Here is a 12,609-nt window from a genome sequence, read left to right on the forward strand (position 1 = left end):
TCCTATGCGCGGGGAAAATATTTTTGATAAACATCAGCCATCCGAGCTTTCGTGATGTGGGTGTAAATTTGCGTGGTGGAAATATCGGCGTGTCCTAGTAATTCTTGAACAATTCTTAAATCGGCGCCATTTTCTAATAAATGAGTAGCAAAACTGTGGCGCAACGTATGTGGCGTAACGGATTTTGTAATGCCAGCGGTTTGAACGATTTGTTGTAAATTTTTCCAAATCCCTTGGCGCGATAATTGATTGCCATGAAAATTCACAAAAACAAAAGGCACATCGTCTTTTGCTAGTTGCGGACGAACTTCATCTAAGTAGCGATTGAGCCACAATAAAGCAACACTGCCTAAAGGAATAATCCGCTCCTTGTCCCCTTTACCGATTGTTTTGAGCAAACTAATATTTAAATGAAGCATGCTCATGGTCAAGTTCACCACTTCAGACACGCGCATCCCAGTAGCGTACATCACTTCTAAAATCGCCCGATTGCGTAAGCCGAGCTTTGTAGTTGTATCTGGTGTATTTAAAAGCAAATCTACTTCTTGGGTGCTTAAAATTTTGGGCAAAGTCTGGCCTTTTTTCGGCGTGTCAATGTGTTGCATCGGATCCGTTTCAGTATAGCGTTCTTGGCGCAAAAATTGATGGAATCGGCGCAAACTTGAACACATCCGAATAATCGTAGCTTGGGCGTGATCTTTTTGTAACATTTCCAAAAAGTCCATCACCACAAAGCGATCCACTTGATCTAAATCCGTAATTTGTCGACTTGCTAGAAATTTTAAATATTGAGTCAAATCACGGCGATAAGACTGACGAGAATTTTCCGCTAGCCCGCGTTCAATTTGTAAATAAGATAAATATTCATCTAAAAGTGATTGCAAATGTGGATCAATCTCTGACATTTTCTCCCTCATTTCTTATGTATCATAACAGAAACGCGCCCAAACGTAAAAACAACTCCCAAAATTTTTGGCAGTTGTTTTTGGCTAGCGTTTTTAAAGCTGATTTTTTTCCGCCCGACAATTCCGACAAATACCATGAAAAGTTAAGCGATGATCTTTGACTAGAAAACCATATTGTTTGTCTACTACTTTTTCAACTTCTAACAATAAATCATCTTCAATTTCTTCAATTTGTCCGCACTCCAAGCACAAGAGATGGTGATGAAAATGTTTCGCCCCGTCTTTGCGCAAATCATAACGAGAAAGCCCGTCGTTAAAGCTCACTTTATTAACTACTTTTAATTCTGTCAAAATTTCTAACGTCCGATAGACTGTCGCCAAGCCAATCTCAGGCGCTTTTTCTTTGACCCGAACGTAAATTTCTTCGGCGGCCAAATGATCTTTTTCATTTTCCAGTAAGACTAATAAAGTGGATTCTCGTTGAGGCGTTAGTTTAAAACCTGATTCATGTAATTGTTTTTTGATTTTTTTTAGTTGCGTGATGGTATCCATGATTTAGCCCTCTACTTACAAAATTTTCAAATTTGACTTTCATCAAATGTATTTTGCATTTTTTTATATTCGTTCTTTAGACAAATTATAAACTAGTCAACGGACTTTTTCAATGGATTCTCAATTAGATTCTATTTCAGTATCAAGTAAAACGGTCCAACCATCTACTTGCTTAATTTTTTTAGCTTTCAACAAATGACCAATCGCCCGTTTAAACTGCGCTTTACTAATGCCAAATTGTTGCTGAATGCTTTCAGGCGTTGATTTATCAGTGAAAGGAATTTTATTTTCTTCGGCTCTTTCTAGAAAAGTCAGAAGCATTTGCGCATCGTCATCAATAATTTCAAACGCCCGTGGTTTCAAAGATAAATTTAAATAACCATGAGGTGAAACGCCGATGACCCGCGCTTTTAGTTGTTCACCTAAGCGAGGTTCTTTGAAGCGTTCATTCGGATGAATAAATCCTTGATGAAAATCACTCGTTAAAACAAACGTTCCGGCTAATTTCAAACGATAAGCAACGCCTTCGACTTCTTTATTTTGCCAATTATCTTCAGCGCGTAATTTTTTAAACAAGCTAAGGAAAATATTTTCATCGGCTAATAAGCCCCAGATGCGATCTTTTTGATCGACAGTAATAGTTAAATACAGAACGTCGCCGGGTTTAGGCCACAGCTCTTTCATTTCTGGCAAAAAATCTAGGGAGACGACGACATCTTTATCCGGTAAACCGATATCGACAAAAACGCCTAAGTCCCGCCGCGCTTTCACAACAATCCCAAATCCGTAATGTCCCTGACGAATATTAGGAATTTCTGTTGTGAAGCTTAATTTTTGATCAGCATTGATGTAAAAGAACCCTTCAATACTGTCTCCTAATGCATGCTCACCTTCTGTTTTTAACAATTGAAACGTCTGACCATTTTTTTGTACGAAAAAATGAGTATCATTTTCGTCAGTAATAATTCCTGTTGTCAATGTTCCTAGCAATTCTTCCATAATTTCCTCCTTGAAAAAAAGAGAAGACCTGCTGTCTTCTCTTTTATTTTTTATATTTAGATTGTGTTTTGGCCAACAGTTAGGAAAATAGATAAAACTTCACACAAATATTCTATTTGTCTTCAGTTTTCCTAATTTTCTACACTGTTATTCGGCCAAAACACATCCTTATTCTAAAAAGTCTTTTAGTTGTTTTGAGCGGGATGGGTGGCGGAGTTTCCGTAGGGCTTTGGCTTCGATTTGGCGAATACGTTCGCGGGTTACGCCGAAAACTTTACCTACTTCTTCTAGAGTCCGTGTGCGGCCGTCATCTAGACCAAAACGCAAGCGCAAAACATTTTCCTCGCGATCAGTTAAAGTATCTAGCACATCTTCTAGTTGTTCTTTTAATAATTCGTAAGCGGCATGTTCAGCCGGGCTAGTTGCTTCTTGGTCTTCAATGAAATCACCTAAATGAGAATCATCTTCTTCACCGATTGGTGTTTCCAATGAAACTGGTTCTTGAGCAATTTTCAAAATTTCCCGAACTTTTTCAGTTGGTAAATCCATTTCAGCACCAATTTCTTCTGGTGTTGGTTCCCGACCTAAATCTTGTAATAATTGTCGTTGAATACGAATTAATTTGTTAATGGTTTCCACCATATGCACTGGAATCCGAATGGTCCGTGCTTGATCGGCGATGGCCCGGGTGATTGCTTGACGAATCCACCAAGTAGCGTAAGTAGAAAATTTAAATCCTTTACGGTAATCAAATTTTTCTACGGCTTTCATTAAGCCCATATTTCCTTCTTGAATTAAATCAAGAAATTGCATGCCACGCCCGACATAACGTTTAGCAATAGAAACTACTAAGCGCAAGTTGGCTTCAGCTAAGCGTTGTTTAGCTTCTTGGTCGCCTTCTTCAATTTTTAGAGCAAGTTCTACTTCTTGCGGTGCCGTTAATAAAGAAACGCGGCCGATTTCTTTTAAGTACATCCGCACGGGGTCGTTAATTTTCACACCCGTTGGCGCCGATAAATCTTCCATTTCTTTTTTTGTAACGGTTGCTTTTTTCAAACTAGCTGCGGTAGGTTCACCTTTTTCATCAACTACAGAAATACCGGCATCTTCCACTTTTTGAATCAATTGATCCATCGCGTCTGCTTCAAGCTCATAAGGAGTAGCCAATTTTTCAGTCAGTAAATCAATTTTCACTGTACCTGCTTTTTTGTTTGCTTTAATAAATTTTTGTAAGGCTTCTTCGTAAGGAATTTTATTTTCTTCAGCCACTTTTTTTTCTTCAGCCATTATAGACCCTCCTAAATAATTTCTGCCGTTTTCATTTTTTTGGTCAATTGTAAGATATCGATGGTCAGTTGTAACTCCATCTCCGAATTTTCTAAGCGTTTGGCTTCTTGTTGGAGTTGCCTTTTTTCAGCAATTTCTCTTTTCAAACGTTCTAACGCTAAACTATGGAGTAAATCGAAAATCTCGTTATTAGATTCTTTTGGGGCGGCTTCTAGCATGAAAATTGTTGCTGCCAAGTTACGTAAGCTGTCGTCTTTTACATAATCAAGAAAAACATCATCAGACATTTCTCCGCCAGACATAGCAAAACTTTCCATCACCAAATATAATTCTTGATACATGTCGTGAATAAAAATCGGTGGATGTTGGCGTAAAAATTGTCGCACTTCATCGTCATAAAACATCCGATGTAACAACAAGCGTTCTGCTTTTTCGCCTTGCGTTAACTTTTCCCGGGTCTGTTTGACTGCTTGAGACAAGTCAACCACTTGCTGGAGTTGATTTTGCTGGCGCGATTTGCTCACTGCTAACAATTGATTTTTTAAAATATCGTAGCTCACCTGATAAGTTTCAGCCATTTGATGCAAAATAATATCGCGCTCCATGACGGAAGGATTATCAGCTAATTCTACCACGAGTTCCTTTAAAAAATCACCTTTGCCTTGCTCATTTTCCAAATCGTAATTTTTTTGCAAAAACATTTCCTTAAATTGAAAAGGCGTTTTTTGATTTTTCGTTAAAAAATTAAAAAATTCAGTTGCACCATGTTGCCTTAAAAATTCATCTGGATCTAATTTTTCTGGCAGCATAACAATTCTTAGACGTAAATGCGACATTTGTTTTAATTGTTGCAGACTTTTAAAAATCGCATTTTGTCCAGGATCATCTCCATCAAAACAAAGGACTAATTCCTTAGTGGTGCGCTCTAACAGCTGAACTTGCTCTTTAGTAAAGCTCGTCCCCATGCTGGCGACACCATTTTTTATCCCTCCTTGAAAAGCGGCGATTACATCCATAAATCCTTCAAATAAAAAACACGATTGTGCTTTTCGCATATCACCTTTTGCCTGATTAAAATTATACAACATAAAACGCTTCTCAAACAATGGTGTTTCAGGGGAATTTAAATATTTTGGTTGATTTTTATTTTTTTCTTGTCCGGTTAGTCGCCCAGAAAAGCCGACAATCGATCCGTTGGCATTTTTTAAAGGAAACATAATTCGCCCTTGAAAGCGATCAAAGAACTGTCCATCCTCACTTTGAGCAAATAATCCCGACAATTTTAATTCTTCATCTGAATAACCATCACGCGATAAAATTTCTTTTAAAAATTTCCCGGTGCTTGGAGCAAAACCAATCCCAAATGTTTTTAAAGTTTCTTCGTCTAGTCCCCGCTTTGTTAAATAATCTAGCGGTTCAACTCCTAATTGCGTATTTAATAAGACATGTTGAAACGCCGTTTGCGCTTGTTCATGCATCTTAATTAAACGTTGATTTTTTTTGGTGACGGGTGCTGTTTCTGCGACTTCAATTTCAAGTGGCACGTGGGCATAGTCGGCCACTTTTTTTACCGCTTCAACAAAGCTGACGCCTTCAATTTCTTGAACAAACTGAAAGACATTGCCGCCTTTACCACAACCAAAACATTTGAAAATTTGTTTTTCTTCAGTAACCGAAAAGGAAGGTGTTTTTTCTTCGTGAAATGGACAAAGACCGGAATAATTTCGCCCAGCTTTTTTTAGCTGAACATATTCGCCAACAATGTCGACGATATTCACTTTTTGCCGAATTTCATCAATTTGTACTTGGGGAATCCGTTGCATTGTTCTCACACCTTTCACTTTGAAATGGAAAAAATTCGCATCAATTTTCATTAATGCGAATCAAGACACACTCATACATTCTTATCATACCAAAGTTTTGGAAAACTACAAGAAAAGTGCCCATAATATGTATAAATTTTAACTTCTGTCAAATAAAAAAAGAAGCAGCCAAACTTTTTTGGTTGCTTCTTTAATAATGCATTATAAAATTTAACCTTCGATTTCAGTAACCATACCAGATCCAACCGTTTTGCCACCTTCACGAATGGAGAAAGTTGTTCCTTTTTCAATGGCAACTGGATGAATTAATTCGACATCAATTGTAACATTGTCTCCTGGCATAACCATTTCAACGCCTTCTGGAAGTTCGATAACCCCAGTAACGTCTGTCGTCCGGAAATAAAATTGTGGACGATAGTTAGTAAAGAATGGCGTGTGACGTCCGCCTTCTTCTTTCGTTAAGATATAGACTTCGCCGATAAATTTCGTATGTGGAGTAATAGAACCAGGTTTAGCAATCACTTGACCACGGGTAACATCATCACGTTGAATCCCACGTAACAAGACACCAACGTTATCGCCGGCTTCACCGTAATCCAAAGTTTTTCTAAACATTTCCACCCCAGTAACAACAGCTTTTTTAATATCGGGATGAATTCCGACGATTTCAACTTCATCGCCGACCCGCAATGTTCCGCGATCAATCCGACCAGAAGCTACTGTGCCTCGACCAGTAATGGTGAAGACATCTTCCACTGGAATCAACAAAGGTTTATCCAATTCACGAACAGGTGTTGGAATATAAGTATCAACAGTATCCATTAATTCTAAAATTGCTTCTTCAGCCGCAGGATCGCCTTCCAAAGCTTTTAAAGCTGAACCTTTAATGACTGGAATATCGTCGCCTGGAAAATCGTATTCGTTTAATAATTCCCGAACTTCCATCTCGACTAAATCAATTAATTCTTCGTCATCTACTTGGTCAATTTTATTAATAAAGACGATTAAATATTTTACACCTACTTGGCGAGAGAGCAAAATATGTTCACGCGTTTGAGGCATCGGACCATCAGTAGCGGAAACAACAAGAATTGCCCCATCCATTTGAGCGGCACCGGTAATCATATTTTTAACATAGTCTGCGTGCCCTGGAGCATCGATATGGGCGTAATGCCGTGCTTCAGTTTCGTATTCAACGTGGGCTGTGTTAATGGTAATCCCGCGTTCACGTTCTTCAGGTGCAGCATCAATTGACGCATAATCTTGCGCGTCGGCCAAACCTTTCTTTGATAATACTTTGGTAATTGCCGCCGTTAATGTTGTTTTACCATGATCGACGTGACCAATCGTACCAATATTAACATGTGGTTTTGAGCGGTCATAATGTTTCTTTGCCATTTTTCACAAACCTCCTAAAATTCATTTTGAAAAAAGATTGCGATTTCTTTTGCTTTCTTTATTCACTGTCTTAATTATAATCTTTTTACATTAAATGACAAAAATTTTGTCTCGAAAATGATGTTTCTTAAATCTATTTCTGGAGGCAAAAAAAGTCAGAGGAAAATTCATCCCCTGACCTAACAACTATCAATTGAAAAAAATGAAAATTTTTCTTTTGTTTATCGTCGCTTTTTTGAAAAATTGTTTTTTTGATTAAAAAACAGATTTAGCCAATTTTAAAGACGATTTTTTTAACAGAAACAACGGATTCTTCTTGAACGCCTGTCCGGTGAGCTTCGTGTGGGAACAAAAGTAAAAAATTATTTTTTTCATCTAAGCGAATCGTATCGGTTGGTTCACCAAAAAGTTCGTACATTTCTTTTTCTGGTTGGTAGACATCTTTTTTCAACGTGTCGTCAAAATTTAAATCCACCAGCTCAGAGCCTTCAAGAATATAATGGACGTCTACCATTTTTTCGTGCGCTTCCCAGAAACCTGCTGCCCGAGATTTTGTGTCATAAGAAATCAAGTTGGCTTTAATATTGTCGGCTACTTGAATCGAAGTGCCGGCAACAAAATCGCTCGCTTTAAATGAAGCCAAAAAGTCTTGGACCTTCTTTAATTCTGGTAAAATTTCGCTCACTTTTGTTAAATCTTTTGTACTTGAAAATAACATGAATCTTCCCCCTTAGTCATAATAACAGTATTTACTTTAGGTCAAAAAAATTGCTTTGTCAAAAAAAATTTAAGGCCATAAAAAAAAAGGACCATCAAAATGGATGATCCTTTTTTTTAAAATATTACAAAGATTTTTTTACAGACGTTCGTTCAATTCTTTAGCTAAATCTTCAAAGCCAGGTTTGCCTAAAAGGGCGAACATGTTCTTCTTATACATTTCTACACCTGGTTGGTCAAATGGATTCACAGCATTTAAATAACCAGAAACGCCAATGGCAATTTCAAAGAAATAAATCATGTAGCCTAATGTGTAGGCATCCATCTTCGGAATTTTAACTAATAAGTTCGGTACGCCACCATCTGTATGAGCTAAAAGAGTTCCTTCAAATGCTTTTGTATTTACAAAATCCATTTCTTTTCCTTGCAAATAACCAAGTCCATCTAAGTCTTCAGCAGTTTCAGGAATTTTTACGCTCTTTCTAGGTTCCTCTACTTTAATCACCGTTTCAAAAATATTGCGGCGGCCTTCTTGAATGTATTGGCCTAAAGAATGTAAATCGGTAGAAAAATTCGCTGAGGAAGGATAAATTCCTTTTTGGTCTTTTCCTTCAGATTCTCCGCACAATTGTTTCCACCATTCAGAGAAATATTGCATGCCTGGTTCGTAATTAATTAATAACTCAGTCACTTTCCCTTTACGGTATAAAATATTACGATATGCTGCATATTGATACGCTTCATTTTTTGACAAATCGTCATCCGCATATTCAACACTAGCATCAAGAGCTCCTTGCATTAAGGCATCTACGTCAGCTCCAGAAGCGGCAATTGGTAAAAGACCCACTGCAGTCAATACGGAATAACGGCCACCAACATCATCAGGAATAACAAAAGTTTCCCAACCTTGTGCGTCAGCTTCTACTTTTACAGCGCCACGTTCTTTATCTGTTGTGGCATAAATCCGTCCGTTCGCTTCTTTTTCGCCATATTTTTTTACTAGTAATTCTTTGAAAACGCGAAAAGCAATCGCTGGTTCAGTAGTTGTCCCTGATTTTGAAATTACATTGACAGAAAAATCTTTTTCGCCAATTACTTCAATCAAGTCGGCTAAATAAGTGGAAGAAATCGAATTGCCGGCAAAGAAAATTTGCGGCGCATTTCTTTTTTCACTTGGTAATAAATTATTAAAAGTATGATTTAAAAAGTCAATCGCAGCTCTAGCACCTAAATAAGATCCACCAATTCCGATTACAACGAGCACTTCGGAATCTGATTTAATTTTAGCAGCTGCTTGTTTAATCCGTGCAAATTCTTCTTTGTCATAATTTTTAGGTAAATCTACCCAACCGATATAATCGCTCCCGGCACCAGTACCTTGACGCAAAGTATTGTGAGCACTTGTTACTTGGTCTTGCATGTAGCTTAATTCGTGTTCTTTAACAAACGGAGCCACGGCTGAATAATCAAATTTAATATGAGACATTTTTTTCCTCCTCAAAATTATTTCTTACATTCCTTACATTAAAGTTTTTCGACTTATTTGACAAGCTAAAAGTCATTATTTCTACTAAAATCTTTTGCCTTTTTAAACGATTCCTTGTGAATCCATGGCAAAAGCAACTTTTTCTAGGCTGGCTAAGTTAGAGCCCATCAAAAAATTATTCGGGCAATCGTATGCGTTAGCCGTGTCACGACAAGTTTGATAAATGTTTTTCATAATCGCTGAAAGTTCTTGATCGACTTTTTCAATATTCCAAATCATGCGTTGACTATCTTGGGCCATCTCTAGTGCCGAAACTGCCACACCACCTGCATTGGCCGCTTTGCCGGGACAATAATAAATATTTTCTTGGGCAAAAAATGCGACAGCCGAGATTGCTGTTGGCATATTGGCGCCTTCTACGATAATTTTTAGGCCGTGATCGACCATGTTTTGAGCTTGCGATAAACTAATTTCATTTTGCGTAGCGCAAGGTAAAGCAATGGTAAAGTCAAAAGGTAAATCCCAAACTGATTTTTTTGAAAAATATTGAGCGTCTGGGCGATTTTTTTGATAAGCCGTTAATCGTTGGCGTTTGATTTCTTTGATTTCTTTTAAAAGGGTGACATCAATGCCGGCCGGATCATAAATTACACCATCAGAATCCGAGCAAGTTAAGACTTTCGCTCCTAGTGCCAATGCTTTTTCAATGGCATAAATTGCCACATTGCCAGAACCGGAAACGTGAACAGTATGTTGGGAGAAATCTTCGTGTAAATCTTTTAATAAATTTTCTACAAAATACACCAAACCGTAACCCGTCGCCTCTGTGCGCCCAGGAGAGCCACCATATAAAAGAGGTTTGCCGGTTAAGACACCAAAGTCCATCCCATTTAATTTTTTGTACATTCCAAATAAATAACCAATTTCTCGCGCGCCAACACCAATATCTCCGGCTGGCACATCAAAATTTTCTCCAATATGTCGTTGCAGCTCTAACATAAAGCTCTGACAAAAACGCATGATTTCCCCATCAGATTTCCCTTTAGGATCAAAATCTGCGCCCCCTTTGCCGCCGCCAATCATTAGTTGGGTTAAACTATTTTTAAAAATTTGTTCAAAAGCGAGAAATTTTAAGACAGACGCATTAACCGTTGGATGAAACCGCAAGCCGCCTTTATAAGGCCCTAATGCCGAGTTAAATTGCACGCGATATCCGCGGTTGACTTGGACTTGCTGCTGGTCATCCACCCAAGGAACCCGAAAAGAAATTAAACGCTCCGGCTCAACTAATTGACCGAAAATATTTTTTTCCAGTAAGTGTGGGTTTTTAGCGAAAAAAAGTTTGGCTGCTGGTAAAAATTCTTCGACCGCTTGCAAAAATTCTGTTTCGTTGGGATTTTGGACTTGTAATTTTTGAAAAACTTCATCAACGTACTGATTAGCTTCTTGTTTAATTTCTTGACTGACTTTCATGGTGGACACATCCTTTTATGAAATGATTTTAGGTTACTGGCTTTTTGTTTTTGGCACGACAGTGGATTGGCGGATTTTTTGAATCGTTGCTAACGTTAACTGACCGGGGGCTGCTGCTGTATTTCCAGCGACAAAAGTTGCACTTGAGGCAAATGTTTCTGGATAAATGCGACTGACCCAGCCACCATTTCCCATACCAATTATAATTTGTGGGGGATTTTTTTCTTGGCTATTTTCTGTTGCAAATATTTTTAGAGTCACCAAATCTTCTGGCTGTTGAATGGTGACGGCAAATTTTTCCACATCTGGCAGCACGGGTAAGGCGCGCATTCGTTGGCGAATCTCTTTTAAAATTACAAGTGACGGCGTGTAATCTACTTGATGAAAACTAGTAATCAATTTAACTGGAAATTTTCGGATAATCTCAATCAGTTGCGGCGCATCGACGCGATTTATTTCTAGATCAACAGATGAAAATATTCCGCTAGCTAAATATTTTTTCAAAAGCTTCTGATATATTGCAGCGCTGCCGACAAATTGGCCCCCTTCTATTTTCGTGCGGATGGTCAAAATAATTGGCATTTTCACAGGAGAAAAAATTTCCGCAAGCTCTTGTGAAGAGATTTCTTCTAAAAAACAATCGGCCCGCCACTCCACCATGGAAATTTCATTTTCACAATCTTCAGTGTTAGAAACTTGATTTTTAGAAATTTCTTCTGAAAGTTGGGCAATTTCAGCAGCTAACGCACTACAATCGGCGCCAACGAAAGAACGAATCCAAATCATAAGATGGAAACCACTACGACTTTAAGATAATTTTCTTCTGGCATTTCTTTAGGTGCTGGAAAATCAGCGGGCAAACGGAAAACTTCTTGGATCGCATACGCTTGTTTTTGGTCTTTCAACGTTGTTTCAATCATTTTTCTAAAATTCCCGTAACTAATATTGCTGGCATTTGTTGAACAAATCAGCAGCCCTTTTTTCATCACTTTCAAACTGGCTTCAATTAATTCGTTGTAATTTTTAGCCACAGAAAAAGTTTGCTTTTTATTGCGGGCAAAACTTGGCGGATCCAAAATAATACAATCGTAGTTTAATTTCTTTTTAGCCGCATAATCAAAGAAATGAAAAACACCCATGGCGTACATTTTTTCCTTGGAATCATCCAGTTCATTTACTTCAAATTGTTCTTTAGTCAAAGGCAAACTCCGCTTAGCTAGATCCACACTAGTCGTACTCTTTGCGCCGCCGACTTTGGCGGCCACGGAAAAAGCACCGGTATAACTAAAAGTATTTAGCACGCGACAATCTTTTGCCAACCCTTCTTTTAATGACTTGCGAACTTCCCGTTGATCAAGAAAAATTCCAGTCATCCAACCATCTTGCAAGTGAACATGATATTTCAAGCCATTTTCTAAAACGATAACATCTTCTGGAATCGTCCCGTCGAGAATTTCACTTTCACTGGCGGCGCCTTGATAACGATTTTTAGCGACAATTCCGACTAACTCTTCGCGAAAAGAACTAGCAAATGCTTCTTTAAATCCACGAATAATTTCTTTTTTCCAATTAGCAATCGTTTCGTTATACCAAGAAAAAACAGCATAGCCACCATAATAGTCAATAGTTAGCCCACCAAATCCATCGCCGGCACCATTAAATAATCGAAAAGCGGTAGTTTGCGCATCTCGGACTAAAAATTTTCGTTTCCCAATCGCTTCTAAAAATAAATTTGTAAAAAAAGTAGCGTCAGGCTTTTGTTGAGCGTTAGGAATCAGCCAACCGACGCCTTTATTTTGGACACCTAAGTAGCCTGCCCCAATTATTTTTCCGGCCACAGAAAATTCATGCCAGCCAGCCGAATCCGCTGAATCTTTTATACCGGCCAGATCATTTGCTTGGAGCAAAAAGCTGGTAGGTCTTTTTTTTAATTGAATTGTCAAAATATCTCCTCCTGAATCTTATTTTT

The 12,609-nt window shown here is 38.2% G+C and carries 11 protein-coding genes; all 11 read right to left on the bottom strand.

All coding sequences use genetic code 11. The features are described from left to right. Window positions 1-2 precede the first annotated feature (2 nt). On the bottom strand, window positions 3-884 hold the full coding sequence (xerD, locus tag BQ5341_RS08245) for a site-specific tyrosine recombinase XerD (protein WP_071131926.1): 882 nt from the start codon (window positions 882-884) through the stop codon (window positions 3-5). Between the two features lie 114 nt (window positions 885-998). Next, on the bottom strand, window positions 999-1,457 hold the full coding sequence (gene fur, locus BQ5341_RS08250) for a ferric iron uptake transcriptional regulator (RefSeq protein WP_071131527.1): 459 nt from the start codon (window positions 1,455-1,457) through the stop codon (window positions 999-1,001). Window positions 1,458-1,577: 120 nt separating this feature from the next. Beyond that, window positions 1,578-2,456 (bottom strand): CvfB family protein, encoded by an 879-nt coding sequence (locus BQ5341_RS08255; protein ID WP_071131528.1) that lies wholly within the window; start codon window positions 2,454-2,456, stop codon window positions 1,578-1,580. Between the two features lie 168 nt (window positions 2,457-2,624). After that, window positions 2,625-3,743 carry an RNA polymerase sigma factor RpoD gene (rpoD, locus tag BQ5341_RS08260; RefSeq protein WP_071131529.1) on the bottom strand — a complete coding sequence of 373 codons (1,119 nt, stop codon included), beginning with the start codon at window positions 3,741-3,743 and terminating at the stop codon, window positions 2,625-2,627. A gap of 11 nt (window positions 3,744-3,754) precedes the next feature. After that, window positions 3,755-5,566, bottom strand: a complete 1,812-nt coding sequence (gene dnaG, locus BQ5341_RS08265) for a DNA primase (RefSeq protein ID WP_071131530.1) — start codon at window positions 5,564-5,566, stop codon at window positions 3,755-3,757. A 210-nt stretch (window positions 5,567-5,776) separates the two neighbouring features. Then, complete coding sequence (gene tuf / locus BQ5341_RS08270) at window positions 5,777-6,964, bottom strand: elongation factor Tu (RefSeq protein ID WP_071131531.1); 1,188 nt, start codon at window positions 6,962-6,964, stop codon at window positions 5,777-5,779. Window positions 6,965-7,232: 268 nt separating this feature from the next. Further along, window positions 7,233-7,682 (bottom strand): NanQ anomerase/TabA/YiaL family protein, encoded by a 450-nt coding sequence (locus tag BQ5341_RS08275; protein ID WP_071131532.1) that lies wholly within the window; start codon window positions 7,680-7,682, stop codon window positions 7,233-7,235. Between the two features lie 138 nt (window positions 7,683-7,820). After that, a complete protein-coding gene (locus tag BQ5341_RS08280) occupies window positions 7,821-9,167 on the bottom strand; it encodes a glucose-6-phosphate isomerase (RefSeq protein ID WP_071131533.1) in 1,347 nt (448 codons plus the stop codon). A gap of 102 nt (window positions 9,168-9,269) precedes the next feature. After that, window positions 9,270-10,640 (bottom strand): NADP-specific glutamate dehydrogenase, encoded by a 1,371-nt coding sequence (gene gdhA, locus BQ5341_RS08285; RefSeq protein WP_071131534.1) that lies wholly within the window; start codon window positions 10,638-10,640, stop codon window positions 9,270-9,272. A gap of 33 nt (window positions 10,641-10,673) precedes the next feature. Next, entirely contained in the window at window positions 10,674-11,426 is a 753-nt protein-coding gene (locus BQ5341_RS08290) for a type I 3-dehydroquinate dehydratase (protein ID WP_071131535.1), read from the bottom strand. Beyond that, complete coding sequence (locus tag BQ5341_RS08295; protein WP_071131536.1) at window positions 11,423-12,583, bottom strand: class I SAM-dependent rRNA methyltransferase; 1,161 nt, start codon at window positions 12,581-12,583, stop codon at window positions 11,423-11,425. The genes BQ5341_RS08290 and BQ5341_RS08295 overlap by 4 nt, the downstream gene beginning before the upstream one ends. Window positions 12,584-12,609: the final 26 nt, after the last annotated feature.

It is taken from the genome of Enterococcus timonensis (assembly GCF_900104595.1).
Taxonomy (GTDB): Bacteria; Bacillota; Bacilli; order Lactobacillales; family Enterococcaceae; genus Enterococcus_J; species Enterococcus_J timonensis.

Coding starts and splice junctions, on each gene's coding strand:
- BQ5341_RS08255 (WP_071131528.1), bottom strand. CDS start 2,456: ATGGAAGAATTGCTAGGAACATTGACAACAGGAATTATTACTGACGAA.
- BQ5341_RS08290 (WP_071131535.1), bottom strand. CDS start 11,426: ATGATTTGGATTCGTTCTTTCGTTGGCGCCGATTGTAGTGCGTTAGCT.
- dnaG (WP_071131530.1), bottom strand. CDS start 5,566: ATGCAACGGATTCCCCAAGTACAAATTGATGAAATTCGGCAAAAAGTG.
- gdhA (WP_071131534.1), bottom strand. CDS start 10,640: ATGAAAGTCAGTCAAGAAATTAAACAAGAAGCTAATCAGTACGTTGAT.
- rpoD (WP_071131529.1), bottom strand. CDS start 3,743: ATGGCTGAAGAAAAAAAAGTGGCTGAAGAAAATAAAATTCCTTACGAA.
- fur (WP_071131527.1), bottom strand. CDS start 1,457: ATGGATACCATCACGCAACTAAAAAAAATCAAAAAACAATTACATGAA.
- BQ5341_RS08275 (WP_071131532.1), bottom strand. CDS start 7,682: ATGTTATTTTCAAGTACAAAAGATTTAACAAAAGTGAGCGAAATTTTA.
- BQ5341_RS08280 (WP_071131533.1), bottom strand. CDS start 9,167: ATGTCTCATATTAAATTTGATTATTCAGCCGTGGCTCCGTTTGTTAAA.
- tuf (WP_071131531.1), bottom strand. CDS start 6,964: ATGGCAAAGAAACATTATGACCGCTCAAAACCACATGTTAATATTGGT.